25 protein-coding genes are annotated in these 25,282 nt (G+C 42.9%); 13 read left to right on the top strand and 12 right to left on the bottom strand.

Annotated elements, in window-relative coordinates; genetic code table 11:
- Positions 1 to 109 precede the first annotated feature (109 nt).
- From AAHK14_RS06570 to AAHK14_RS06560, 3 genes are all read left to right on the top strand, one after another.
- Complete coding sequence (locus AAHK14_RS06570) at positions 110 to 2,197, top strand: M3 family metallopeptidase (protein WP_065256949.1); 2,088 nt, start codon at positions 110 to 112, stop codon at positions 2,195 to 2,197.
- Positions 2,198 to 2,274: 77 nt separating this feature from the next.
- Entirely contained in the window at positions 2,275 to 2,517 is a 243-nt protein-coding gene (locus AAHK14_RS06565; RefSeq protein WP_062499776.1) for a YheV family putative metal-binding protein, read from the top strand.
- 228 nt (positions 2,518 to 2,745) lie between these two features.
- On the top strand, positions 2,746 to 3,837 hold the full coding sequence (locus tag AAHK14_RS06560) for a hypothetical protein (protein WP_065256950.1): 1,092 nt from the start codon (positions 2,746 to 2,748) through the stop codon (positions 3,835 to 3,837).
- Positions 3,838 to 3,905: 68 nt separating this feature from the next.
- On the opposite strand, the gene AAHK14_RS06555 is transcribed toward AAHK14_RS06560, so the two are convergent.
- The 7 genes from AAHK14_RS06555 to AAHK14_RS06525 form a co-directional block, all read right to left on the bottom strand.
- A complete protein-coding gene (locus tag AAHK14_RS06555; RefSeq protein ID WP_065256951.1) occupies positions 3,906 to 4,358 on the bottom strand; it encodes a hypothetical protein in 453 nt (150 codons plus the stop codon).
- Positions 4,358 to 5,074: a ribonuclease PH gene (rph, locus tag AAHK14_RS06550; RefSeq protein ID WP_194092736.1), complete on the bottom strand. Its 717-nt coding sequence runs from the start codon at positions 5,072 to 5,074 to the stop codon at positions 4,358 to 4,360. Before rph ends, AAHK14_RS06555 begins: the two co-directional genes overlap by 1 nt.
- Before the next feature lie 133 nt (positions 5,075 to 5,207).
- On the bottom strand, positions 5,208 to 6,911 hold the full coding sequence (locus tag AAHK14_RS06545; protein ID WP_065256953.1) for an AMP-binding protein: 1,704 nt from the start codon (positions 6,909 to 6,911) through the stop codon (positions 5,208 to 5,210).
- Between the two features lie 516 nt (positions 6,912 to 7,427).
- A complete protein-coding gene (locus AAHK14_RS06540) occupies positions 7,428 to 8,333 on the bottom strand; it encodes a hypothetical protein (RefSeq protein WP_194092735.1) in 906 nt (301 codons plus the stop codon).
- Positions 8,334 to 8,424: 91 nt separating this feature from the next.
- A complete protein-coding gene (locus tag AAHK14_RS06535) occupies positions 8,425 to 9,354 on the bottom strand; it encodes a metallophosphoesterase (RefSeq protein ID WP_197035923.1) in 930 nt (309 codons plus the stop codon).
- Between the two features lie 23 nt (positions 9,355 to 9,377).
- Entirely contained in the window at positions 9,378 to 10,160 is a 783-nt protein-coding gene (locus AAHK14_RS06530) for a hypothetical protein (RefSeq protein WP_065256956.1), read from the bottom strand.
- On the bottom strand, positions 10,157 to 11,668 hold the full coding sequence (locus AAHK14_RS06525) for an RNA ligase (protein WP_065256957.1): 1,512 nt from the start codon (positions 11,666 to 11,668) through the stop codon (positions 10,157 to 10,159). Before AAHK14_RS06525 ends, AAHK14_RS06530 begins: the two co-directional genes overlap by 4 nt.
- A 214-nt stretch (positions 11,669 to 11,882) precedes the next feature.
- Here AAHK14_RS06525 and rtcR point away from each other — a divergent pair, with 214 nt between their 5' ends.
- The 4 genes from rtcR (at position 11,883) to AAHK14_RS06505 (ending at position 16,022) form a co-directional block, all read left to right on the top strand.
- Positions 11,883 to 13,484, top strand: coding sequence for an RNA repair transcriptional activator RtcR (gene rtcR, locus AAHK14_RS06520; protein ID WP_065256958.1), 1,602 nt, complete (start codon positions 11,883 to 11,885; stop codon positions 13,482 to 13,484).
- Between the two features lie 91 nt (positions 13,485 to 13,575).
- A complete protein-coding gene (locus AAHK14_RS06515; RefSeq protein ID WP_083108402.1) occupies positions 13,576 to 14,064 on the top strand; it encodes a WG repeat-containing protein in 489 nt (162 codons plus the stop codon).
- 219 nt (positions 14,065 to 14,283) lie between these two features.
- Positions 14,284 to 15,312 (top strand): IS110 family transposase, encoded by a 1,029-nt coding sequence (locus tag AAHK14_RS06510; RefSeq protein WP_346818239.1) that lies wholly within the window; start codon positions 14,284 to 14,286, stop codon positions 15,310 to 15,312.
- Between the two features lie 221 nt (positions 15,313 to 15,533).
- The gene (locus AAHK14_RS06505) at positions 15,534 to 16,022 is read left to right on the top strand and encodes a WG repeat-containing protein (RefSeq protein ID WP_083108444.1); all 489 of its coding nucleotides are present in this window, start codon (positions 15,534 to 15,536) and stop codon (positions 16,020 to 16,022) included.
- A 419-nt stretch (positions 16,023 to 16,441) separates the two neighbouring features.
- Here AAHK14_RS06505 and AAHK14_RS06500 read toward each other — a convergent pair whose 3' ends face one another.
- From AAHK14_RS06500 to coaBC, 4 genes are all read right to left on the bottom strand, one after another.
- The gene (locus tag AAHK14_RS06500; protein WP_065256494.1) at positions 16,442 to 17,065 is read right to left on the bottom strand and encodes a Uma2 family endonuclease; all 624 of its coding nucleotides are present in this window, start codon (positions 17,063 to 17,065) and stop codon (positions 16,442 to 16,444) included.
- A 90-nt stretch (positions 17,066 to 17,155) separates the two neighbouring features.
- Positions 17,156 to 17,914, bottom strand: a complete 759-nt coding sequence (locus AAHK14_RS06495) for a sulfite exporter TauE/SafE family protein (RefSeq protein WP_065256495.1) — start codon at positions 17,912 to 17,914, stop codon at positions 17,156 to 17,158.
- A 23-nt stretch (positions 17,915 to 17,937) separates the two neighbouring features.
- On the bottom strand, positions 17,938 to 18,675 hold the full coding sequence (locus AAHK14_RS06490; RefSeq protein ID WP_065256496.1) for an SGNH/GDSL hydrolase family protein: 738 nt from the start codon (positions 18,673 to 18,675) through the stop codon (positions 17,938 to 17,940).
- Positions 18,665 to 19,894, bottom strand: coding sequence for a bifunctional phosphopantothenoylcysteine decarboxylase/phosphopantothenate--cysteine ligase CoaBC (gene coaBC / locus AAHK14_RS06485; RefSeq protein WP_065256497.1), 1,230 nt, complete (start codon positions 19,892 to 19,894; stop codon positions 18,665 to 18,667). The genes AAHK14_RS06490 and coaBC overlap by 11 nt, the downstream gene beginning before the upstream one ends.
- 169 nt (positions 19,895 to 20,063) lie before the next feature.
- Between coaBC and AAHK14_RS06480 the strand changes: the two genes are divergently transcribed.
- From AAHK14_RS06480 to AAHK14_RS06470, 3 genes are all read left to right on the top strand, one after another.
- A complete protein-coding gene (locus AAHK14_RS06480; RefSeq protein ID WP_227514748.1) occupies positions 20,064 to 20,366 on the top strand; it encodes a type II toxin-antitoxin system RelE/ParE family toxin in 303 nt (100 codons plus the stop codon).
- Complete coding sequence (locus tag AAHK14_RS06475) at positions 20,363 to 20,626, top strand: XRE family transcriptional regulator (protein WP_065256499.1); 264 nt, start codon at positions 20,363 to 20,365, stop codon at positions 20,624 to 20,626. Before AAHK14_RS06480 ends, AAHK14_RS06475 begins: the two co-directional genes overlap by 4 nt.
- A gap of 76 nt (positions 20,627 to 20,702) precedes the next feature.
- Positions 20,703 to 21,533 (top strand): Rpn family recombination-promoting nuclease/putative transposase, encoded by an 831-nt coding sequence (locus tag AAHK14_RS06470; RefSeq protein WP_065256500.1) that lies wholly within the window; start codon positions 20,703 to 20,705, stop codon positions 21,531 to 21,533.
- Here AAHK14_RS06470 and AAHK14_RS06465 read toward each other — a convergent pair.
- On the bottom strand, positions 21,530 to 22,279 hold the full coding sequence (locus tag AAHK14_RS06465) for a TSUP family transporter (protein WP_065256501.1): 750 nt from the start codon (positions 22,277 to 22,279) through the stop codon (positions 21,530 to 21,532). The genes AAHK14_RS06470 and AAHK14_RS06465 overlap by 4 nt on opposite strands.
- 112 nt (positions 22,280 to 22,391) lie before the next feature.
- Here AAHK14_RS06465 and AAHK14_RS06460 point away from each other — a divergent pair, with 112 nt between their 5' ends.
- The 3 genes from AAHK14_RS06460 to AAHK14_RS06450 all read left to right on the top strand — a co-directional run bounded on the left by AAHK14_RS06460 (position 22,392) and on the right by AAHK14_RS06450 (position 25,220).
- Complete coding sequence (locus AAHK14_RS06460) at positions 22,392 to 23,672, top strand: dicarboxylate/amino acid:cation symporter (protein WP_065256502.1); 1,281 nt, start codon at positions 22,392 to 22,394, stop codon at positions 23,670 to 23,672.
- Between the two features lie 88 nt (positions 23,673 to 23,760).
- Entirely contained in the window at positions 23,761 to 24,297 is a 537-nt protein-coding gene (locus AAHK14_RS06455) for a helix-turn-helix domain-containing protein (protein ID WP_065256690.1), read from the top strand.
- Complete coding sequence (locus AAHK14_RS06450; protein ID WP_156731740.1) at positions 24,270 to 25,220, top strand: IS3 family transposase; 951 nt, start codon at positions 24,270 to 24,272, stop codon at positions 25,218 to 25,220. The genes AAHK14_RS06455 and AAHK14_RS06450 overlap by 28 nt, the downstream gene beginning before the upstream one ends.
- The last annotated feature ends 62 nt before the right edge of the window (positions 25,221 to 25,282 follow it).

Below are 25,282 nucleotides of genomic sequence, written 5' to 3'. Positions count from 1 at the left end.
TTTATGATAAAAGCAACCTACCCCACGCCCACGCTACACCTTGTAAAAGTGAATTGTTATCCTTATTATAAATCCAAATTCTAAGCCCAAACTTTTTAGGAACACACCCATGATTGATTTTCACACGCAAGCCCTAGATGAACGTTTACACCTTGTGGATTTTGACAAAACAGACGCAAGCACACTAAAAGCCTTAGTGGAGCAAGATTTAAACGTTGCCGATGAGTTTTTAGATAATTTACCAACGACCGATGAGCCAACGCTCGCCCTTGACATCATCGGTCAATTTAACCGCCTAAATCTGAACCTAAACCGCAGTTTTGGGATACTCTCGCACCTAAACAGCGTGGTGTCTAGCCCCGAAATTCGCACCGCTCATCATGACGTACTGCCTGCCTTGTCCGCCTTTTCTACCAAAACAGGGCAATCGGTGGGGCTGTATCAGCTTTATAAACTTGTCAATGATAATTTAGAAAAACTAGGAGCAGACAACGCCCTAACACGAGCGGTAGAGCTTGCCCTACAAGGCTTTACGCTGTCAGGGGTCGCCTTAGATGATGACAAAAAAGCACGTTTTGCCGAGATTTCCGCTCGCCTGTCGGTGCTGTCCGCCAAATTCTCAGACAACGCCCTAGACGCAACCCAAGCCTTCGCCCTACCCTTAACCCAAGCCCAGCTGTCAGGCATTACCCCAAGCGGTCTTGCCCTGTTAAAATCAGCAGGCGACACCTACAAAGCCAAGCACCCCAATGCCGTTCTGGCGACCGACTATGTCGCCACACTTGATGTGCCCATGTATCTGGCGGTCATGCAGTACGCCGATGACCGCACCCTGCGTGAGACCTTGTACCATGCCTATAACACCCGTGCCAGTGCCGTGTCTAGCTATGGGCATGGCGAGTTTGACAATGGCGACATCATGAGCGAGATACTCACCCTACGCCAAGAAAAAGCCAAACTGCTCGGCTTTGACGACTACACCCAAGTATCGCTCGCCAGCAAAATGGCAAATGATAAAGATGAGATTGAAACCTTTTTAAAAACGCTCGCTCATCACGCCACGCCCTTTGCTAAGGCGGATTTGGCGGACATGGAAATTTTAGGTAAAACGCTTGGGCTTGATAAGGTTGAGCCGTGGGATACGCCCTATCTGGCCGAAAAAATCCGCCTTGAAAAATACAACCTAAACAGCGATGAGATTCGCCCTTATTTTCCGCTCCCTGTGGTGCTTAGCGGTCTGTTTGACATCATCGGCAAGCTCTTTGGCGTGTCCTTTAACGAGCGGACGGCAGACGTACCACGCTGGCATACGGACGTGCAGTTTTTTGAGCTACATGACAAAAACGGCTTGATAGGCGGGCTGTATCTTGACCTGTTTGCTCGCACGGGCAAGCGTGGCGGGGCATGGCTGTCAGGCTTTCAAGAAAAGCATAAAGATAGCGAGATTGAACAGCTCCCTGTGGGCTTTATCGTGGGCAACTTCTCGCCTGCGGTGGGCGACTTGCCAAGTCTTTTGACCTTTGATGAAGTTACCACGCTGTTTCATGAGTTTGGGCATGGCTTGCACCATTTACTCACCAAAATCACGCTCTCGGACGTGGCAGGTATCAGTGGCGTGGAGTGGGACGCTGTGGAATTGCCCAGTCAATTTATGGAAAATTTTGCCATTGATAAAGACGGCATTGCTCTCATCAGTCGCCATGTAGAGACAGGCGAGCCACTACCCCAAGACAAGCTGACCGCCCTACTAAACGCCAAAAACTTCCAAAGCGGACTGCAAACCTTACGTCAGATAGAATTTGGGCTGTTTGATTTACGCATTCATGGCAAAGAGCTGTCGGGCTATGATGAGATTTTGGCGGTGCTGGACGGCGTGCGTGATGAAATAGCCGTCATCAAACCGCCTACCAACAACCGTTTTGCCAACACGTTTAGCCATATTTTTGCAGGGGGCTATGCGTCAGGGTATTATTCTTATAAATGGGCGGAGCTGTTGTCGGCGGACGCTTTTGGCAAATTTGAAAACAGTCAAAACCCCGCCACGCATGGCGTATTTGACCCTGCCATTGGTAATGCCTTCAAAAGCGAAATCCTACAAATGGGCGGTTCTCGCCCTGCCAAAGACAGCTTTGTCGCCTTTATGGGGCGAGACGCTGACATGGGGGCGTTACTGCGTCATAGTGGGTTTGTCAAATAGCCAAATCACGGTAATCCGCCATTGCACAAATGCACAAATGGGGGTAAAATCTACCCCTATTTTTATTGAAAAACACCATGAGATACCAATCCACCCGCCCAAAACGCCAATTTCTTGCAGGGGTCAAATGCACCCAATGCAAAGCGACCGATACCACCGTGCAGGTGCAGATTTTCACGCCAGAGCCTGATGAGTACATTGAGTGCGTGGCATGTGGACATACAGCACGCCGACCCACCGCAGACGACCTACCCCAAATCCAAGCCACCATCGAAGGGGCGATGACAGAGAGCGTGGGCGTGGTGCGTTTTATAAAATAGCCATCAGATGTCGCCCTATCATGAATTTGAGTCAAAATTTGTGCTTTTTGTCTTAATTTTGTTGTAAAAAGCTGAAAATTCTTGTAAATTTTGATATAGTACAGCAATATTTGCTGGCAAGCGTCTCATTGGCACCATCAGACCCGACTTGTATCAAAAAGTCTATCCAAGCCCGATGAACGCCCCTGCCATCCATCAGCCCCAATTAGCCAATAAGATAGGTTTCCCATGTCAGAGAAAAAAGACCCGAACGAGATTAATTTTGATGATGAATTTTTGGACATTGATTTTGGCAATGCCGACCCCAATGCCAGCACCGACACTGCCGCTGATGTCGATTTAAGTGCCGAATTTGACGAGCTGTTTGACCAAAACACTGCCGATGTCGCCAACTCTGACATTGACTTGACTGCCAATGAGCCTGTGGACATCGCCCTATCTGATGTGACCGTGACTGATAATACCACTGGCATTGATTTGACCCACGTTGGTGATAACACTGCCCAAGATGATTTCTTCAATCAACTAGATGACCTAAACCAAGCCAATGCCCCCACCGACGTGGCAAACGACAACATCGATACCGCCCTACTAGGTGCAGGGGCGGTCGCAGGGGCGAGCGTTGCCAGCGGTCTTGGGCAAGGCGAACCCGCCAAAGATAAGCCTGCTAAAAAAGGATTATTTGGCAAAAAAGATGGTTCACCCAAAACCCCAAAAATGACCAAACCCAAAGCCTCCAAAGCTCCAAAGCCTGCCAGTGGCAAAAGCGACTTTACAGGGCTACTTAGCGACCCTCAAAAGCTCAACAAGCTCATCTTGGGCAGTGTGATTGCCTTAGCTCTGATTGGCGTAGCACTCTACATGGCGATGAGTGGCGATGAAAGTAGTACCCCTGATGTCGCTCCTGCCCCTGCTCCTGTGAGTACGCCTGCCCCTGCCGAAGAGACCGCCCCGCCTGCTACTGACAGCACCGAGAGTCCTACTCCACAAAGCGAAGGTGATGTGGCAAGCGATACAGCAACCGCCCCTGTGGCAGGTGACAGCGTACTACCTGAGATTAAACCCGTGGTCAATCCCGATGAAATTCTCAATGCTGAGATTCCAACCGACCCTGCACTCATCAAAGAAGAGATTGACCGTTTGGCAGACAAAGATTCACAAATCGCCGAGCAAGAAAAACTCATCCAAGAACAGCTTACCATGATGGAAGATTTGACCACCGCCAAAGCCGAGCAAATCGCCCTACTCGAAGCCCAAATCGCTGAACTTGAAAAGCAGAAAAACAGCACCGAGACCACCGCCCCTGCTAGCGGACAATAAAAAAACACCCGTCAAAAAACAAAGCCCGACAGATGTTGGGCTTTTTTATGTGGCTGTGGTTATATAATTTACAAAATCCGTATCGCCTGCTCTCGCTTCTCTAATGCCTTACCTTCTAGTACTGATTTGGCGACCTGGCGTTCTTTGTCATTATCAAAACCCAAGATATGCCAACTTCTGCCCAAATCAGTGATGACTAGGGCATCATTTATCAGCTCAATACGAGCATTGTCGCTCAGTTTGACGTTTTGCCCCTGTGCGATAAAGGCACGATTTTTGATGATAATCACCCCTGTGGCGACACGGCTTTGGTATTTTAGGCGGTTTTTGTAGATATTAAAACCAAAAATCAGCACCGCAAATACTGCCATCACCCCAATGGTAATCTCCACAGGGGCAGTCATGGCGACCACCGCCACGCATACCGCCAAGGCGACAAGCACCCCTGCCATGATAAAGACAGGGTTCGACTCGGTGCCGTTTAGCGTGATAGACACGCCATCATCAATGACTTTTAGCATTACCAGCACAACGCTTGTTTTTGTAATTCAAAAATCTCTTTAATCCCAGACTCGGCAAGGTCAAGCATGGCATTTGCCTCATCACGGGTAAAATGCTTGTCTTCTGCCGTACCCTGAATCTCAATAAATCCGCCTGCTTGGGTCATGACCACATTCAAATCGGTATCGCAGGTCGAGTCTTCACTATAATCCAAATCCAAATACGCCCGTCCGTCCTTGATACCGACCGACACCGCCCCCACCAGTCCGATGAGTGGGTCTGTGGTCAGCTTTTTGTCTCGTTGTAGGCTCTCTAAGGCATCGATGAGTGCCACTGCCGAACCCGTGATACTTGCCGTGCGTGTGCCACCGTCTGCTTGTATGACGTCGCAGTCCACATAAATGGTGTTCTCGCCCAACTTTGACAAATCGAGCATGGCACGGAGCGACCGCCCGATAAGGCGTTGTATCTCTTGGGTACGACCTGACTGCTTGCCCTTAGTCGCTTCACGTTGAGTGCGAGTGCCTGTGGCTCGTGGGAGCATGCCGTACTCGGCAGTGAGCCAGCCTTGACCTTGCCCCTTTAACCAACGTGGCACACCCTGCTCTATGCTGACGTTGCATAGCACTTTGGTGTCGCCATAGCACACCAATACCGAACCTTCGGCATGTTTGGTGTAGTTACGGATAAAGCTGATAGGACGTAATTGGGATAATTCACGGTTGTCGTGTCGCATGATGTGCCTTTATAAAGTAAAATTTGGACTATTGTAACAGTTTTTACCCCAAAACAAAACCGCCCAATCTAGAATATCCCATTGGCAATATTCAGATTAGGCGGCTTTTTAAGCGTTAAGGATTTTTACCTTATCACGCCTTTTTATTTTCTTCTAATTTACGCAAATCCTTACGCAAGATTTTGCCCACGTTGGATTTTGGTAATTCGCTGATAAACTCAACATATTTTGGGCGTTTATAACCTGTTAGATTCTCTTTTGCCCATGCGATGACCTCTTTTTCTGTCAAGCTGTCGTCTTTTTTGACGACATAAACCTTGACCAGCTCGCCACTGTGGTCATCTGCCACACCAATCACGCCACATTCTAGCACTTTGGGGTGAGCGGCGATGACTTCTTCAACTTCATTAGGATAGACGTTAAAGCCCGACACCAAAATCATGTCCTTTTTACGGTCAACGATTTTGACAAAGCCCTGCTCGTCCATCACACCGATGTCGCCCGTCTTAAAATAACCGTCCTTTGTCATGGTCTTTTCGGTCTCATCGGGGCGATTGTAGTAGCCTGCCATGACCTGAGGACCTTTGATGGCAATCTCGCCTGCCTCGCCAAGTGCCACTTCTTTGCCATCATCGTCCAATAGAATGATGTCAGTATTGGGAAATGGAATGCCGATTTTGCCCGTGTAGCCCCCTGGCGGATTTAGCGTGGCGACAGGCGATGTCTCGGACAGCCCATAGCCTTCAACGATGTAAGTACCCGTGAGTTTCTCCCACGCTTCTGCCGTGCTTGGTAGCACCGACATACCCCCGCCAAGTGATAGGCGTAGGTTGGTGTGGTCAAGGTTTTTAAAGCCTTCGTGATGAGCCAACGCATTAAATAAGGTATTGACCGCAGGGAAAAACACAGGGCGATATTTGGCAAAATCTTTGGTCAAGGCATCAAAATCACGGGCGTTGGTGATGAGTAGTAAGCTAAACCCCATCTTAAAGCCAAGCATGGATACCGTAAATGAGAAAATATGATACAAAGGCAACGCCGTGGCGATGTATTTACCCGTCAAATCTTCATCAGCAGGAAAGACCTTATTGACAAATGTCATGCACTGCTCAACATTAACCACAAGGTTCTTATGCGTGAGCATCGCCCCCTTTGCCACACCTGTCGTACCGCCTGTGTATTGTAGCACCGCAATGTCATCAAGCGACAGCTCGGGGCGGACATAGCGACTTGCCGATACTGCCGTTAGGGCATCTTTAAAGCTCACGGCATTGGGAATGTTCCAGCTTGGCACCATTTTTTTGACATGGCGGACGACCAAATTCACCAAAATACCTTTGAGTCCCATCATATCGCCAATGCTCGCCACGATGACGTGCTTAACCTGCCCTTTATTTTTGACCTTTTCAAAGGTATGAGCAAAGTTCTCCACGATGAACAACGCCTTTGCCCCGCTGTCATTAAGCTGATGTTCTAGCTCATGCGGTGTGTACAGCGGATTGACATTGACAAGGGTCAGACCTGCTCGCACAATGCCCATCATCGCAATCGGATACTGCAAAATATTTGGCATCATCACCGCCACTTTATCGCCCTTAACCAGCCCCAGCGACTGCAAATAACTGGCAATCTGACGGCTGTATGTGTCAAGCTCACGATAAGTAATGGACGCCCCCATACACGTTAGGGCGACTTTGTTGCCATGTTTGGCAAAGTTCTGCTCAAAGCTGTCAAGCAGTGAATTAACACCGTCTGGCACTTTGACATTAATATCAAGCCCCTTGTCAGCATAAGTCTTAACCCAAGGACGGTCGGCAGGGATACTAAAATTTTGCATGATTCTTCCTTAATATTCTAAAATGGAATGTATTGGCAGTAAAATCGGTCAAATTGCTCAAAAATTAATCACAATCAGACACTTAAATGTAAGCAAATATTACGCTATAAAATACACCATTTTTGCCAAATTGCCAAATGATTTTTGTTTGAAAGGGCAAAATTTTTGTAGTGATTATGTTGTTTGTGGGGTATTTGGGAAGTGCTTGATAAATGATTGATAAGAAAATAAAAGATAAAAAGATAAAGTAGCACAAGGCACGCAGGCAACACCCAAATCAAAAGCAAAGACCCCTATTTTTATTAAGTCAAAGTCAAAGATAATGCCTTAAAAGTCCAATTTTTAAAAATTGGTAAACTTTAAAGGATAAAAATAGGGCGATGGTTTCATAAACGAATTAAAAGTTCGTTGCATGTTCAATGCTAGGGCAAAAATGCCAATTTATTACGCCTTGTGCTACTTTGGTTTTTGGGTAAAATGGGCTTTATAGGTCAAAGCCCATTTCCCCAAAATCGGTCATAAAGGTTTTACGGTCAATAACTCATCAATGATTGGCTTAAATTCATTTGGCACGATGATTTTAAAATTGGCAATCTCGTTTTTTATAGCGATGAGTTTTTCGGTTTCGGCTTTTACTTTTTCGTTTAACAGCATTTGGCGTTCGTGAGAGCGTTTATTATACTCTTCTTCATAAGCCACCAGCGATTTATTTTGAAACTCACGGAATTTGGCTTTATAGGCATTGACCGTACTTTCATATTCTCTATGCTCGGATAATAGATAGTTTTGTAATTGTTGCAATTCATCTAGCTCATATAATGGTGTATGATGAATTTTAAATACCTGCTCGCCCACTTCTTTAAAACTAATGCGTTCTTTTTTGGTAAGGCTTGTGCGGATTTTATCAAAGTTATGGATAAATTTGCCAATATGAGACGCTTTGGCTTCGGCAGTTTTGTAAGTCATCACATCAGATAATGGCAGTGTCAAAAGATAATCCTCCATATCCACATTGATTAGGCGTTGTAATTCTACCATATCAATGCCCGCCAATAATTCTACCATATCAATGCCCGCCAATAATGAATCTTGCTCATCTCGCACTTGTTTAATTTTGGTGTTAATCATATCAAGGCGATTGTCTTTTTCTTTAATGGCACTTCTAAAAAAGGCAGAAATGGCGTATAACTTACCAATATTGGCAAGTTTACCGTCAATATCATTGACCTTTTTAAAGTTATCTAATGCTTCACCGTCAAGGCTAGATGTGTGCGTTTCTAGATTGGCAATCTCATCTTGGATTGGTTTTAGGGTTTCTTTGATACGCTCACAGATATAGTTGGCTTCTGATGAAGTCAAACCAGAGACATTAAAATAAGGGTTTTTGGTTAATAGTTTATGGGTTAATTCTTGGCTTATCATAATAAAATCCTCTTAAATCAATTTAAAAATACTATGGCTATAATACCAAAAATAAAAATTTAATTCAATACTTAAATTCAATTATTTGTCTTTAAGCATTTAACTTTAATAACTCATCTTTTATTCTCTTAGCATTTTGACAAACATCATCACACAGCACAATCTCATCATCACTGCCAAAATGCGATACATTAGGCAACTCTTTTAAAAACTCATCAATATCATCAAGTGTCAAAAACCGCCCATGCAAATCATAGCCGACATTTAAAATCTTACCTTTAATCTTTGCCATGCGGTCATGAATATGCCCATGCAAATGATAATAGCCTTTATGACAACCGTCCCATTCATCAATGGGATAATGAAATAAAATCAGCGTGCGTTTTAATTCTCTAAGAGTTAATTTTAAATAATCCTGCACCGATGATAACATGGGATTGCCGTCTTTTTTGATAGCCTTTAAAAACCGCTCTTGATGACGGGCAATCAAACCGTCATGATTACCCAATATCAAATGATGCTTGCCATTTAATTGCGACAGCGTTTTTTCAATCATTTTTAAATCGTGGCTAAATGACACATCGCCCAAATTATATACCACATCATCAGGGCGGACGGTGGCATTCCAACGCTCTATCAGCTCATTGTCCATATCATCAATGTTGTCAAATGCTGTGCGAAAAGTTGGACAAAATTTAACGATATTTTTATGGCTAAAATGCCAATCGGAAGTGAAATAAATCATTGGTTTTTCCTTTAAAAAAGTTAAATCGTCAGGCAATTCACTGTGTCTTGATGAATTAAAATAAAAAACTTCTTGCCAACCTTTATCATCAATATCATCTTGCCAAGATGATAACGCATCATCTTGGCAATCATAATAGTCATCATAACTGCCATATTTTGCATTGATGTCGGTATATTGATAAACAAAAGTGCCGTCTTTTTTGTCGTGAACCAATATCTTTTTGATTGGCAAATTGGGTTTTAATACCGCAAAAAATTTTCTTTCTTGATACATTTTTTTCTTACCACATTAAAAATTTAAGACATTTTTTTAAGAAGTTTTTCAATATAATCTGGATAAAAATCAGCAAAATATTCTATTTCATCAAGAACATTTTTATCCATCAGCAAAATCTGTTGTGCAAAATAGGATTTATGTTCAGGGTGATTTAACCAATGTTCTAACAGTGGTATAAAATCATCGGAATAACCAAAAAATCCAACATCTTCGCCAAAACCATCATCATCAAACCAATAATCCATCCAACTCGCATGAATATAATAAGCAATCGCTTGTGATGTATCAGCATTTCGCCAACGCATTAAAAACGGCTCTATATCAATATGAGTAAGATTAAACATCAAAAGAATGGCAAAAATATTATCCGATAAAAAATCAAAACATTCGTATGGGTATTGCTTTAATAAATTATCCAAATATAAATTGGCAAATTTATCCCATAATACCCACTCTTTTGGTGTAAAACTCTCTTTTGAACAATTTCCAACCCTTTGAAAATAAAGTTCGGTAGAATGGTGCAATTCTTTACCTTGTACAAAAAGTTCCACCATTCTGGGTAAAAAATATTTAAGTTCATTAGGATTTTCCACTTCATCTTTGGCAGAAGTATTATATTGATAAAAATGCTCTTTTGTTAATTCATGAAGTGGCAAAGTTCGCATTTGTAACTCAATTTCATCATCAATACAGCCACCACAACTACAAACATTTAAATGCTCTGTTGGTGCTGGATAATTAAATACTTGATAAAATTCATCAATGATCTTTTGAAATGGATTTATTTCATCTAACCGTTTCATAATCTCCCCAAAAACTCTTGAATAAACCCAATCTTATCCAGCTCTGACAATTCATTAAAGGTAGTTTGATTGTCTTTGATATAATCAATCAGCGGATAATACTCTTCATCAACGTGGCGTTTATCTAGCTTTCGTCCGATATTGCCTGCGTTACTTCTACCCAAAAACTTAGAAATCAGATAATAGGGCGATTTTAATTTAAATAACAGTTCTTGGCTTTGGTTATCAAACACCATAAAACCTTCGTGTTCTACCGTTTTTAATAATGCCTTTAATTCGCCAAAAGGGATATTTTTAATAATCGTTGGACGAATGATTTTAATGTTATTGCCTTGCTTTTCTTGCTCGGCATTAAAGGCATTGGCAATTTCATCAATCTCGCTTTCGCTAAACTGTCGCCCTGTTGCCACATCAATAATCCCGATTAAAGTCTCGCCAAACGTTTCTTTAATGATATGCACGTCTTTTTCATCGGTAATCTCAAATAAAAACGTATGGTTTGGGTGTTGTTTAAATAACGGCTCATATTTTTGGCAGTGGGCTTTATTCATCTTGGCAAAATCGCTATCTAGCGACCCTGTGGTAGAATATAGTACTTGATGATTAAAACTTGCCTGATAACTTGGGTGCGTGCTATCCAATGCCACATAAGTACACACGCCCAAAAAGCCATTCACCTTTAATACAGCGTCCACACGATGACTATCATCAATGACTATCGGATATTTGGCATTTTTGGCGATACGCTCGCTATAATTAAATACTTTTTTAAAGGGGCGAATGATGATATTATTGTATTTATCAATCACCGTCCCACGCATTTCAAGCAAGGCATTATCAAAATTATTGTTGTAAAATATGTCTCGCTTATATTTTAATACAAATAGCTCTGGATAGGTTTTTGATTGCTTGCTAATAAAATTGCGTTTGCCATATTGTAGATATTCATCGCTGATATAGCTTTGGCGATTTTTATCAAAAGGTATGTTTTTATTATCAAATTTGCTCATTTTTTCAATTTCTTGTTTTGTCTCATCGCTCATAGGACGGATTGGTTCTATATGAATTTCATCTCTTAATTTATTTTGGTTAAGTTTAATATAAGCCGATAAGACATCGCTTTGTTTGACATTATGCGTATTATCAAAAAAGTTATGCAAACGATAGACTTCGGTAACAAGCCCATATTTACGAGCGGTTTTTAACAGATGAATACAGCCCGATGATTTTTGGTTGGTATTGGAATTGATAATGAGCATATCTTTATTGGGATTTTGGCGAGCGTCCATAAAGGCATTTTTCATCATCGTCTGCCCTTGTTTCACCGCTTTTTCAATACGCTCTGGCGACCAATGATAATTGCCGTTTTCATCGGTCAATAATTTATCATTTTCAATATGAATAATCTCACCGTTTGGAAATTGGGCTTGAAATTCGGCGATTTTTTGCTCGGCAAAGGTGGATTTGCCAGAACCTTGATGACCACGAAGTAAGATAAATTTTTGCATGGGTTTTCCTTTAAAAATGTGCCTATTTTTTATTATCCAAATGTCGTGCCAAGTTGAAAAATTTGCCAAAAATTGTTTTTAAGTGATTGATTTTTAATGGATTAAAATTTAAAAGCCAATCAGGGTTGGTAATAGGCTCTTAAAAATATTAGAATATTTTATAGATTTTAGAATATTTTATCGGTATAATTTCTATATTTATCAGGAAAAACCCATGTCAAAACAAAAAACAAACGTCATGATAGGCTTTCTTGGCACGGTATTAGATGACGGATTTAGCCAAAAACGGCGAAAAAAGTGGCGACCCAATGTCAATGTACATCAGGTGATGACGTTTGACCGTGTGGAGCTGTTTATCGCCCCACAATACGAACGCCTAGCCCTGCAAGTCGTGGCGGACATCAAGGAAATTCACCCTGACATCACGGTCAATCTTATCCAAATGCCCCTTGACAACCCTTGGGATTTTGGGGAAGTGTATGACAAACTTGCCGAATGGGCGGACAGCTATCCTTTTGATATTGAACAAGAAAATTATCTTACCCACATCACCACAGGCACGCACGTTGCTCAGATTTGCCTGTTTTTACTCGTAGAAAGTAGACAAATTCCCAGCACCATTTTACAAACTGCTCCGCCAAAAGGCGACACAACCGACTGCGGTGTGGAAGTGATAGACCTTGATTTGGCTCGCTATGATGCCCTTGCCAGTCGCTTGGATAAGGTCAAAAACGATGCGGTCAAATTTTTAAAAACAGGCATAGAAACCAAAAACCCCGCCTTTAACCGCCTTATCGGACAAATAGAACAAGTCGCACTCGGCTCAAACTCGCCCATGCTCATCATGGGGGCGACAGGGGCGGGCAAATCACGACTGGCAAGGCGGATTTTTGAGCTCAAAAAATCTCGTCATCTCGTCTCTGGGCGGTTTGTGGACGTAAACTGTGCCACGTTGCGTGGCGATATGGCATATTCGGCACTTTTTGGGCATAAAAAAGGGGCGTTCACAGGGGCGATGACACCGCGAGACGGCTATCTTTTGACCGCTCATAAGGGCGTGCTGTTTTTGGACGAGATTGGCGAGCTTGGGGCGGACGAACAGGCGATGCTTTTGACTGCCTTAGAAGACAAGGCGTTTTATCCCATGGGGTCGGATACGCCTGTACACAGTGATTTTTGGCTGATTGCAGGGACGAATAAGGACTTAAAAGCGTGCGTGCGAGCAGGGACGTTCCGTGAAGATTTGTACGCTCGTATCAACGTTTGGCAATACACCTTGCCTGCCCTAAAAGACCGCCGTGAGGACATCGCCCCCAACATCGCCTATCAACTTATCGCAGTGGGGCAAGAGCTTGGGCGTGCGGTGCGATTTCGCCCGAGTGCCTACGAGCGGTATTTGGCGTATGCGATGAGTACTCGGGCAGTGTGGCGTGGTAATTTTCGGGATTTGTCGGCGAGCATTTTACGCCTTGCCACGCTTGCCGAGAATGGGATTATTGATGAAAAATTGGTCATTGATGAGATTGGGCGACTGGACGAATTATGGGCGACAGACGAAACAGATGAGACGGACAAATATGATAATATCAATCCTGCTCTATACGACAAAATCCACGCCCAAGCGTTAGATAAATTTGACAAAATACAGCTTATCCATGTCATCAACATTTGCCAACAGCATGATAATTTGGCAAGTGCAGGACGGGCGTTATTTAACCATTCACGGCTAAATAAAGCAAGTGGCAATGACAGTGATAGGTTAAGGAAATATTTGGGACGGTTTGGGGTGAGTTGGGGGGAGATAAAGGCAAAATAATATACACTATTTCTTTAAGTTATATACTTGTTTTGCTAAAATATGTTTGCAAAATAAGGTTGTATCATATCCACCCGGCACGGAGATTTGTATGAAAAAGTTGCTAAAACCGCTAGTCATCGCCCTAGCCCTATCATCGGTATCTGCCTTAGCGTGTGAAAAACCGCAGGTAACGGGATATACTTCTGTGGATTGTCTTAAAGACGGCTTGGCAGGAGTAAAACAAAACGGCAAATGGGGGTTTATTGATAAAACAGGTAAAGTGGTTATCCCTGTTCAATATGATGATGTTTGGAGCTTTTCAGGGGGCTTGGCGGGCGTCAACCAAAACGGCAAATGGGGGTTTATTGATAACACAGGTAAAGTGGTTATCCCTGTTCAATATGGTTATGCTTGGAGCTTTTCAGAAGGCTTGGCGAGCGTCAAACAAAACGGCAAACACGGTTTTATTGACACAACAGGTAAAGTGGTTATTCCCATTCAATATGATGAAACTTGGGGTTTTATCAAAGGTAAAGCCCTAGTGCAACTAAACGGCGAAGAATTTTATATAGACGAAACAGGCAAACGCCTAAATTGATTTTGGCACTAGATTTTTAAAATAAGGTAGTAGTCTAAAAAGTATGCCAAACTCGGTTTTCCGTTCGCCCTTGTATCAACCCAACACCAAACCTAGATTATCTGCTAGAATGTTGTTGGGTTATACAAGCAAAGAGAACACGGGTTCGCCCTTAGTGTCTTAACACTGGTGCTCAGATGGTGTCCTTTGCTTGTCATCTTAACTCTGAATGGTATCTAAGTGCGTTTATTAAAACAGACACTGCATAAACAAGGCAAGAGACAGATGATACACTATATTGGCATAGACATCAGCAAAGCAAAGTTTGATGTTGCATTTATAAACCCAAGCACAAATAAAGTAAAAACCAAGGTTTTTAACAACAACAAAGCAGGCTTTGATTTACTGCTTGCTTGGTTAAAAACCAATGTCAGCAATCATCTTGATGAGCTACACATCATCCTAGAAGCAACAGGGGTTTATCATGAACACCTAAGTGAGTTTCTTGATGATAATAATATCAAGCAAAGCATTGTCAATCCTAACTATGTCCGCAAATTTGCAGACAGTTTGGGGGTAATCCATAAAACTGATAAAAAAGACAGCATTATTTTATCAAGGTATGGTTATAGCCACAAGCCTGAGATTTGGGTAGCACCTAGCATTGAAGCCAAACAGCTAAAAGCTCTATTGGCTCGCTTAGAAGCACTCAAAGAAGATTTGCAACGAGAGCAAAACCGACAAGAGTTGCTCTTATCACCCAATCTGCCCGATTTGGTTAAAGCATCCATGCAAACAGTCATCAATGTCCTTCAAGAGGAAATTGCCAAACTCACCAAAGACATTGATGACTTTGTTGACAAACACCCAAGTTTAAAGCAAGACAAAACCTTACTTGAAACCATTGACGGTATTGGTTCTGTTATTGCCAAAGAAGTGGTATGCTTAATACATACCAAACAATTTAAAAAAGCCTCACAGATGGCTTCGTTTTTAGGCTTAATACCCAAACAAAGACAGTCAGGTGTCTTTAAGGGAGCAACCAAACTGTCCAAACAAGGGCAAGTCTCTTTGCGTGCTAAGCTGTATATGTCTGCAATGAGTGCCATTCGTTATAATAGCACCATTAAGGCATTTTATGAACGATTACAACAAAACGGTAAAACCAAAATGCAAGCCTTATGTGCTTGTATGCGTAAATTGGTACATATCTGTTTTGGTGTTATCAAAACCCAAACATCCTTTGAGCAACAAGTATCTTTAAGTTAGTTTGTAAGATACTAGATACCAGATACTTAAAAAACCATTGACTTAGGTGGGGTATCATGGTATCTGAGCTATGCCTGCGGGTGGCGGAAAACCGTTAGGTTTGACAAGCTCACCACGAACGGAAACCGTAGCAATTTTTCATTTTGTAGAGTGTACTTGTTTTTGCCAAAATACGTTTGTAAAATAAGGTTATATCATATCCACCAAGCACGGAGATTTTTATGAAAAAGTTGCTAAAACCCCTTATCATCGCCTTATCTCTTTTACCAATATCCGCTTTGGCGTGTGAAAGACCACAGGTAACGGGATATACTGCTGTGGGTTGTCTTAAAGACGGCTTGGCACAAGTAAAACAAAACGGCAAATGGGGGTTTATTGATGAAACAGGTAAAGTGGTTATTCCCATTCAATATGATTGGGCTTGGAGCTTTTCAGAGGGCTTGGCAGAAGTCAAACAAAACGGCAAATGGGGTTTTGTTGATAACACAGGTAAAGTGGTTATTCCCATTCAATATGATTGGACTTGGAGCTTTTTAGAGGGCTTGGCACAAGTAAAACAAAACGGCAAATGGGGTTTTGTTGATAAAACAGGTAAAGTGGTTATCCCTGTTCAATATGATTATGTTTGGGTTTTTGAAAATGGTAAAGCCCTAGTGCAACTAAATGACGAAGAATTTTATATAGATAAAACAGGCAAACGTCTAAATTGATTTTGGCACTAGATTTTTAAAATAAATCCAATAAAAAACACGGTGATTATCGTGTTTTTTATTGTCATCGTACCCAAAAATGATTGTTTTTACAGAGAGTTTTGTAAAATAAATTCAGGGCGAATTGCAATTCGCTCCTACACGTCCAAATCTTAAAAGAAGTTACAACCAAACCCCCTGCACCCCCTGCCAACCCACCTTAATCCCAAGTCCGATAAGCAGAATTATAGATGAATTGACATACAGTCAAAAAAATTGAATTTTACTACGGAAACCGTTCACCCTGAGCTTGTCGAAGGGTCGGTTTCCGTCATGGTTCGACAGGCTCACCACGAACGGAAACCGTAGCACTTTTTCATTTTGTAGAGTGTACTAGTGCATAAAAATACCAAGCCAATTCGGTTGATATTTTTGCATCATTACTTATTATTCCCGATATCAGTATCAATATATAAATCATCAATATCAAAAAAATACCCTATTGATTTATATTCAACAATCCCATTAGTATAAGTTTCTTCATGCCAACCAAACAGCTTACCCCTGCGATGAATGGTAACCGATTTTGTTTTTTGGGAAATCATGACAATCTCTTCAACGGAATGAAGGTTTTTATATTCATCAATTTTCATTGACATTTCTTTGTTTGTATTGCTTTTTGACAGAACTTCACCAATTAGAATTGGTCTTGCCGTTACAAGTGCATCACCTTCAACACCACAAGCAATGGAAAAGTCAGGATAACGAACCTGATACTCCGATGTTTGAATGCCAAAATCACTAGGGCGAACCTTGCAATCTGGCATATTCTTTCTTAAAAAAAATTTAACATCAAGGCAATTTGAAATAATCAGGCTATGATTTGATGAACCGCCAGCCATAGCAACAATTTGACCGTCAATCAATTCTACATATTCATTGGGATTTTTTTCCATATAAGCAACAAACTCTGCAACCGTCATTTTTTTGGATTTCTGCTTTGCTGTAACTGCTTGATTATTACTAAGTACAGATAATGGGAAATTTGTGTTTAATGTCGTCATCTTTTACCCCTATATGACTGAATTAAAAAACCATACTTGTAATTATACTACTTTTTTTAAAAAGTCAAGTATTTTATAAAAATCAATACATTACAACCAAACCCCCTGCACCCCTTGCCAACCCACCTTAATCCCAAGTCCGATAAGCACCCACAGGATAAGCGTGCGGAATTTGTCGGACGGTAGGCGTTTGCCAAGTTTTGCTCCGATGATGATACCGACCACAGACAGCACGGTCAAGGCGATGATAAGCCCCCAAGTAGACGGCTCTACCGCTAGGATAATGTCTTTTAAAACAATGACTTGAACCAGTTTATTGACAAAATAGCACAGATTGCCAACCTTGATAATCGTGTCCTTATCGTCCGTCATGGAGAGTAGGTACATGAGTAGCACGGACGACATGGCGTTGGTCGCACCGCCAACCACACCTGCCACAAAGCCAATGCTGACAAGAGATAGAGCGGTGTTGGGTAGGACGATTTTTTTACCCATAAGGCTTGTTATGGCATACCACAGCACAACGGCACTAAGGGCAAGCATCAGATACGCCGAGTTCACCACAAGGAGCAAATACGCCCCCAGTGCCGAGCCTAGCACGGACACCGTAACAAGTAGCCAGTATTTTTTAAGATAAAAACAAAAGTTATGCCACGCCCCGCCACGTCCGCCAAGCCAAGCGATGAGATTGAGCGTGGCGGTTGGCACCAGCACAAGGATAATGGCATGGGTCAGCCCATATACGCCCGATAACGCCCCAATCGTAATAAGCGGAAAACCCATGCCTGCAATGCCGTGCAATACGCTTGCGATGACAAATAGGGGAATTAGCCAAAGTTCAAATTTCATAAAAGTCCTTTTAAATGATAAGGTTACATAATCTTTATCACATAATCCGCCAGCGTATTTGCCCACACATCATAAGTGGCACGGCTTGGGTGAAAGCCGTCTTTGGCAAACATGGTTTGGCGGTTTAGCGAGCTTTTGGCAAAGTCATCTTGCACATAATGCACGCCATTTTGCAGACAAATTTGCTCTAATATCTTACTTAATGCGACCGCCCTACGCCCAATCAATCCGTTTAACGGTGTCGGTAGGCTTGGGGCTAAGTGCATAGGCGGTAAGCTCAAAAAGATAACATGAGATACGCCAAATTTGCGTGTTAGCAGTGTGATAATCGCTTGCAAATTATCCGTCCACGCCTTATCAGACGTGCGTTTAATCACGTCATTAACCCCAATGCTGATGATGACCACATCAAAAGTCAGCTTGGGCATGGCGTACAAGCGGTGCAACAAATCAAAACTGGTGTGTCCGCTCGTGGCGTGCAACTGTACATGAATGGGCTTTTGTAACCGTTTGGCAAGTAGCGAGCCGATTCGCCCAAACGGTGCGTCATCTTGGCTATCCACGCCCACGCCTGCCGCCGAACTGTCGCCAAAAATGGCGATATTTAAGGCATGACAATCACAGTTTTGATTAAAATTGGCAATCCGAACACCGTCAGGCTCTGGCAATCTTAGGGCAGTTTTGGCGACTTTTTTGGCTTGTAGGTAATACAGCGGAGCAAGCAGATAATCTTGTTTTTTGCTAAACAGTTCAGTTGCCATGAATCACCCCCGCCACACAATTTACCAAACTTTTGGCGATACTGTCTTTACTTGCCTTATCCAGCACCACTTTATCCCTGCCATACCGCTCGGCAAAAAACACCGTCATGGCGTTGTTGTCCGAACCAAAGCCAATACTTTTGTCCGATACGTCATTGACCGCTATCATGTCTAGGTTTTTGGCGGTAAGTTTGGTGCGGGCGTAATTTTCGGTGTCTTGGGTCTCGGCGGCAAAGCCTACCATAACCGCTTTTGGGAAGGTCTGGCTCATCGTTGCCAAAATGTCGGGGTTTTTGATAAGCTCTAAGGTCAAGCCGTCTTGGTCGGACGTTTTTTTGATTTTTTGGGTGGCGATACTGGCAACCTTATAATCCGCCACGGCAGCGGTGGCGATAAAAATGGTGTCGCTGTTGTCCGTCATGACCGATTGGCAAGCGGTGAGCATCTCATCAGCCGTACCGACTGTGAGCCGTTTTGCCCCAAAGGGGGTCGGCAAATGCACCGCTCGCCCTGCCACTAGGGTAACGTCCGCCCCTGCATTCACGCACGCCCGAGCAATGGCAAAGCCCATTTTGCCAGTGGAATGGTTGGACAAAAATCGCACAGGGTCAATGGCTTCAATGGTCGCCCCTGCGGTGATGATGACTTTTTTACCATGTAAGACTTGGGGCGTTTGGCGTTTGGCAATGAGTGTCAAAATCCGCTCGCACAAATCATCAGGCTCAGGCAGTCGCCCTGCCCCCACATCGCCACACGCCTGCTCACCGCTGTCAGGGGTCAGCACGGTGTAGCCAAAACGGGCAAGTTTGGCAAGGTTGTCTTGGACAATGGCGTGGGCATACATCGCCTGATTCATGGCAGGGGCGATGACAATGGGGGCGGTGGTGGCAAGGGCAACGGTGGTTACAAGGTTGTCGGCAAGTCCGTGAGCGAGCTTGCCAATCGTGTTGGCACTGGCAGGGGCAATGACGACCATGTCCGCCCATTTGGCAAGTTCAATATGCCCCATGCCACGTTCGGCTTCATCGTCCAGTAGTTTGGTGTGGACTTCGTTGCCTGTCAAGGCTTGCAAAGTCAAAGGTGTGATAAACTCACACGCCCCGTCCGTCATCATCACACGCACAGCACAGCCTGCTTTTATGAGCAAGCGAGCAAGGACGGCAGATTTATAGGCGGAGATACCGCCTGTTATGGCAAGTAGGATTTTGGGGTGGGTCATGGCTTATTCGCAAAAAATAAAGGCATTATACACGATAATGTCTTGTGGGGAAATTTCATCAACCAAGAAAACTCAAAAATTGGCAATTTATATCAAATTTGATATAATCTATTTTAAAAACTGGTGTGGACTTAAACCATGAAAGACATTGAGTTTTTTGGGAACATCTTTGGACGACATCAGAGAATTTCCAGATGACATCAAACAAGACACAGGCTATCAGCTTCATCTTGTTCAAAACGGTCAAATGCCGTCTGATTTTAAATATATGCCAACCATAGGGTCGGGCGTGGTTGAGATTCGCCTAAAAGACGAAAATGGTATTTATCGGGTGATTTACACCGCCAAATTCCAAGATACCGTTTATGTTCTACACGCCTTTACCAAAAAGACTCAAAAGACATCACAAGCCGACATAGAACTTGCCAAAGCTCGCCTAAAACTTGCTCAACAAAAGGAAAATCACTCATGAAATTTCATTCTGTATTTGATGCCTTAGCTGACACTCCCGCCCAAAGTGCCAACCTAAAACTAAGAGCCGAACTGCTTGCCCATATCCAAGATACCCTAGCCGATATGGACGGCACACAAGCCGAGCTGGCTTGTGTTTGTGGATTGACACAGCCACGCCTAAATGATCTATTACAAGGCAAAATCAGTAAATTTAGCCTTGATGCGTTGGTTAATATCAATGCTAATTTAGGTATGGAAGTGGGATTGGTGTTTGCTTAATCGATTTACCCCCACACCAATTTTGCCACTTTTAAAATAGCAAATTTTAAAATGATAAAAAACAGAGAATGATTTTATGGCAAATTTATTTTTAAATCCGTTTACCGATTATGGTTTTAAACGCTTATTTGGCACAGAAGCCAATAAAGGCTTGTTGATTGATTTTTTAAACAGTCTATTACCCACTCATCATCAAATTGCCGATTTGGAATTTAAAAATACCGAACAGCTTGGGCAAAATCAATCCGACCGCAAAGCCATTTATGACATTTATTGCCAAAGTCATACAGGCGAGCAATTTATCGTAGAACTTCAACGCACCAAACAGGATTATTTTAAAGACCGCACTTTGTATTACACCAGTTTGGCAATCAGCGAACAGGCAAAGCGTGGGCGGTGGAACTATCAAATTACGGCGGTGTATTGCGTAAGCATTTTGGACTTTTGTTTTGATGAGCATTTGGACGATGATGACGTGATTCACACCATTAAATTAAAAGACCAACATGGGCGGATATTTTATGACAAATTGACATTGATTTATTTGGAAATGCCCAAATTTCAAAAGTCAGAACATGAATTAACCACCCATTTGGATAAATGGTTATTTTATTTCAAAAATTTAAAGGATTTACAAATGATACCAACTGCATTTAATGACAATGCCATTTTTCAAGAAGCCTTTAAAATTGCCGAACTTGCCAATTTGACCCATGAAGAATGGCAAAAATATCAATACAGCCTAAAAACTTACCGTGATAATTTGGCAACCGACAGCTATCTGCATGAGCAAGGCAAAAAAGAAGGTATTATACAAATTGCCAAACTCATGAAAAGCTCTGGCGAACCCACCGACAAAATCGCCCAATATACCAATTTGTCGCCCGATGAGATTGACAGGCTCTAACCCCACAAAAGTTTTGCCACCATACAAAAGCACACCACCACAATCACAGGGCGGATAAATTTTGCCCCGCCCTTGACGACCATGTGCGAGCCCAGATACGCTCCGATAAGTTGCCCTGTCATCATGACAAGCCCCACAACCCACACCACTTGACCGCCTAAAACAAAGAAAATCAAAGACGCAATGTTGGTGGCAAAATTCAACAGCTTGGCTCGTGCGGTAGCCTGTACCAAATCACGCCCACGAAGCACGACTTGCGACAGACTAAAAAACGTCCCCGTCCCCGGCCCAAAATAGCCGTCATACAGTCCGATAAGTGGAGCAACCGTCCGTTCATACAGCTTTTGGCTCATTTTGGGCGTGGTCTCTAATTTGCCCAAATTGGGACTAAACAGCGTATACACCCCCACCGCTCCGATGACAAAGGGCAATGCCTTTTGCAAAAAATCAGGGGGCGACAATTGCACCAGCACCGTCCCCACCGCAGAACCCACAAATGCCATAATCAAGGCAACTTTCATCATCTTGGGGTGGATTAGCCCCTTTTTTATCATCGTAACACTTGCCGAGAACGACCCTGCACAGGCTTGTAATTTATTGGTGGCAAGCACCGCCACAGGATTCATGCCCGTCAAAAGCAAGGCAGGAATGGTCAAAAGTCCACCCCCGCCTGCCATGGCATCAATAAACCCTGCAAACAACGCTACAAAAAAGAGTATGGAGATAAGCTGTATGGTGAGTTCCATGTCATTAGCCCAAAATTCTTATTTTAACAAAAAATGATTGGCTTTTGTAAATTTATGTTAAAATGATGTGTTTTTGTTAAAAATCATGCTTTTGTACATCATAGGACTTGTTATGTCAAAACTTTTTTCATGGTATTTTAAGCCAAACTTATTATTAAGAATCCTAATCGGCTTAATCCTAGGCTCAATCTGCGGTATCATTTTTCAAAATGCCCAAACCGCCATTAGCATTTTATCACCCATTGGCGAGCTGTTCATTCGTCTGTTAAAGATGATAGTCATTCCCGTCATTGCGTCCACGCTCATCGTGGGGGCAAGCTCAATCACGCCTGCCCAGCTTGGGCGTATCGGCATAAAAACGCTCATTTATTACACCATTACGTCCATTTTTGCCATCATCATCGGGCTTGGCGCGGGCAAGCTCTTTAACCCCGGTTTGGGACTAGAACTCATCGCCGACACCGCAAGCGAAGGCAAAACTGCCGAAGCCCCAAGCATGCTTCAAATCCTGCTTGAAATCGTCCCCACCAACCCAATCGGCGTGATTAGTAGCGGTCAGGTGTTGCCCATGATTTTCTTTTGTTTGGTATTTGGCATTGCCCTTGCCTTTGGGCGTGATAGCGATGATGAAAATATCAAAAAAAGCTCGGACACGGTGTTTTATTTTGTGGACGGGGTTAGCCAAGCGATGTTTAAGATTGTCGGCTGGGTCATGCAGTACGCTCCGATTGGCGTGTTTGCGTTGATTTTTATTGTTTTTTCAAAAAATGGGGCAACCGCTTTTGGCTCCTTGGCAAGCGTTACGGCAACTGTTTATGTTGGTTTTGCCTTACAAATCGCCCTTGTGTACTGCGTGATTTGTGCGTTGATGAAACTCTCCCCACTTATCTTTTTGAGAAAGGCTCGCCCCGCCTTTATCACCGCCTTTGTAACCCGCTCATCGGGGGCAACCTTGCCTGTGTCCATCCAAGCATCACAAAGCATGGGCATTCCCAAGAACATTTATAGCTTTGGCTTGCCTGTCGGCTCTACGATGAACATGGACGGCACGACCGTGTATCTTGGCGTGTGTGCGATTTTTATTGCCAATGCGGTGGGCGTACCGCTTGACGGCTCGCAAATGCTGACCATCACGATGACTGCCGTGCTTGGGGCAATTGGTACGGCAGGTGTGCCAGGGGCGGGGGCGATTATGCTCCTTATGGTACTAGAATCCATTGGTCTACCTGTGGAAGCTGGCTCGGCGGTGGCGATTGCCTATGGCATGATTTTGGGCATTGATGCCTTGCTTGATATGGGTCGCACCGCCCTAAATGTCGTGGGCGACATCACAGGGGTGGCAACCGTTGCCAAGCAAGAAAAGGCTTTGGACAAAGAAATGTGGGATTCTTGATTGTTAAGATTTAAAAACAAAAAAACAGCACAACCGAAATTGAACCGCACCCCAAAAGTTAGACACACTAACCTTTGGGGTGCTTTTTATGGCAAAATACACAACCGACTTTAAACTGTCTGTGATTGGGTATTATCTTAATCATCATGGCTACAAACAAACCGCCAAACACTTTAATCTAAACCACACAACCGTAGAGCTATGGGTTAAACTCTATCAAGCACATGGCATTGATGGCATAAAAAGACGACACACAAAGGCTGTCTATGACACAGATTTTAAGCTTAATGCCGTTCAAGCCATACAACAGGGCAAATCGCTTACACAACTTGCCATAGAGCTTAATCTGCCACAACCTTCTTTACTGTCAACTTGGTTAAAGTCCTACCAAGCCTTTGGTATAATGGGACTAATACCCAAACCCAAAGGCAAAAAAGCAATGTCAAACAAACACAACGCTAATAAAACCAAATCAACTTGGAAAACCAAACAAGACCACGAAAAAAGTGTGGATGATTTGCTTGATGAACTTGCCTATCTTAGAGCAGAGAATGACTATCTAAAAAAGCTAGATGCCTTAATTCGTCAAAAGGAACAATCAGTACAAACAAAGAACAAGTCCTGATCATCCAAGAATTAAGGCATAAGCACAAACTTGCTGACTTATTGGCAGTGTCAAACTTGCCAAGAAGTGTGTTTTATTACCACATTCGTCAAAGTACAAAGCCTGACAAAGACCTTGACTTAAAAGAACACATTAACCACATCTACCACCAACACAAGGGCAGGTATGGTTATCGTAGAATCACATCAGAGCTTAACAATCAGCTTGCCCAAAAAGGCATGGTCATTAATCATAAACGAGTGCAACGACTGATGGCTAAACTTGGACTCAAAGCATTGGTTCGTCGTCAACGTAAGTTTAATACTTACAAAGGCACAATGGGCAAAGATACCATTCAGGACAATATACTCAAAAGAGACTTTAAAGCAGACAAACCCAATCAAAAGTGGGCAACAGACATCACCGAGTTTAAAGTACAAGACAAGGCAAATGATGGCGGTGTCATTCAAAGAAAACTCTACCTATCGCCCATCATCGACTTGTTTAATGGTGAGATTGTCAGTTATACGATGAAGGACAGACCAACGTATGAGTTGGTCAAAGAGATGTTAAATGATGCCCTATCCAAGCTAAGCCAAGAAAAGATGGATGACAAACCCATCATTCATTCAGACCAAGGCTGGCACTATCAAATGCACCAGTATCAACAAACCCTAAAAGAACAAGGCTTAACCCAAAGCATGTCAAGAAAAGGCAATTGTTTGGATAATGCTGTGATAGAGAGCTTCTTTGGTACGCTAAAACAAGAGATATTTTATGAGACAACCACATTTACATCAACAGATGAACTTAAACAAGTGATTGATGAGTACATACACTACTACAATCATGATAGAATAAAGAGCAAATTAAAAGGACTAAGTCCTGTTAAGTACAGAAACTTAGTCCAATTAGGGTTAATACAACCACTTGCAACAACCTAACCTTTAATCTTATGTCTAAGATTTGGGGGTCGGTTCAAATTGTGCTGTTTTTTATTACCTTA

This window comes from Moraxella sp. K1664, from assembly GCF_039693965.1.
Classification (GTDB): domain Bacteria; phylum Pseudomonadota; class Gammaproteobacteria; order Pseudomonadales; family Moraxellaceae; genus Moraxella.
Note: the sequence above shows the minus strand (reverse complement) of the source record. Positions and strands in the feature narration are given on the sequence as shown.

Coding starts and splice junctions, on each gene's coding strand:
- AAHK14_RS06570 (WP_065256949.1), top strand. CDS start 110: ATGATTGATTTTCACACGCAAGCCCTAGATGAACGTTTACACCTTGTG.
- AAHK14_RS06565 (WP_062499776.1), top strand. CDS start 2,275: ATGAGATACCAATCCACCCGCCCAAAACGCCAATTTCTTGCAGGGGTC.
- AAHK14_RS06560 (WP_065256950.1), top strand. CDS start 2,746: ATGTCAGAGAAAAAAGACCCGAACGAGATTAATTTTGATGATGAATTT.
- AAHK14_RS06555 (WP_065256951.1), bottom strand. CDS start 4,358: ATGCTAAAAGTCATTGATGATGGCGTGTCTATCACGCTAAACGGCACC.
- rph (WP_194092736.1), bottom strand. CDS start 5,074: ATGCGACACGACAACCGTGAATTATCCCAATTACGTCCTATCAGCTTT.
- AAHK14_RS06545 (WP_065256953.1), bottom strand. CDS start 6,911: ATGCAAAATTTTAGTATCCCTGCCGACCGTCCTTGGGTTAAGACTTAT.
- AAHK14_RS06540 (WP_194092735.1), bottom strand. CDS start 8,333: ATGATAAGCCAAGAATTAACCCATAAACTATTAACCAAAAACCCTTAT.
- AAHK14_RS06535 (WP_197035923.1), bottom strand. CDS start 9,354: ATGTATCAAGAAAGAAAATTTTTTGCGGTATTAAAACCCAATTTGCCA.
- AAHK14_RS06530 (WP_065256956.1), bottom strand. CDS start 10,160: ATGAAACGGTTAGATGAAATAAATCCATTTCAAAAGATCATTGATGAA.
- AAHK14_RS06525 (WP_065256957.1), bottom strand. CDS start 11,668: ATGCAAAAATTTATCTTACTTCGTGGTCATCAAGGTTCTGGCAAATCC.
- rtcR (WP_065256958.1), top strand. CDS start 11,883: ATGTCAAAACAAAAAACAAACGTCATGATAGGCTTTCTTGGCACGGTA.
- AAHK14_RS06515 (WP_083108402.1), top strand. CDS start 13,576: ATGAAAAAGTTGCTAAAACCGCTAGTCATCGCCCTAGCCCTATCATCG.
- AAHK14_RS06505 (WP_083108444.1), top strand. CDS start 15,534: ATGAAAAAGTTGCTAAAACCCCTTATCATCGCCTTATCTCTTTTACCA.
- AAHK14_RS06500 (WP_065256494.1), bottom strand. CDS start 17,065: ATGACGACATTAAACACAAATTTCCCATTATCTGTACTTAGTAATAAT.
- AAHK14_RS06495 (WP_065256495.1), bottom strand. CDS start 17,914: ATGAAATTTGAACTTTGGCTAATTCCCCTATTTGTCATCGCAAGCGTA.
- AAHK14_RS06490 (WP_065256496.1), bottom strand. CDS start 18,675: ATGGCAACTGAACTGTTTAGCAAAAAACAAGATTATCTGCTTGCTCCG.
- coaBC (WP_065256497.1), bottom strand. CDS start 19,894: ATGACCCACCCCAAAATCCTACTTGCCATAACAGGCGGTATCTCCGCC.
- AAHK14_RS06475 (WP_065256499.1), top strand. CDS start 20,363: ATGAAATTTCATTCTGTATTTGATGCCTTAGCTGACACTCCCGCCCAA.
- AAHK14_RS06470 (WP_065256500.1), top strand. CDS start 20,703: ATGGCAAATTTATTTTTAAATCCGTTTACCGATTATGGTTTTAAACGC.
- AAHK14_RS06465 (WP_065256501.1), bottom strand. CDS start 22,279: ATGGAACTCACCATACAGCTTATCTCCATACTCTTTTTTGTAGCGTTG.
- AAHK14_RS06460 (WP_065256502.1), top strand. CDS start 22,392: ATGTCAAAACTTTTTTCATGGTATTTTAAGCCAAACTTATTATTAAGA.
- AAHK14_RS06455 (WP_065256690.1), top strand. CDS start 23,761: ATGGCAAAATACACAACCGACTTTAAACTGTCTGTGATTGGGTATTAT.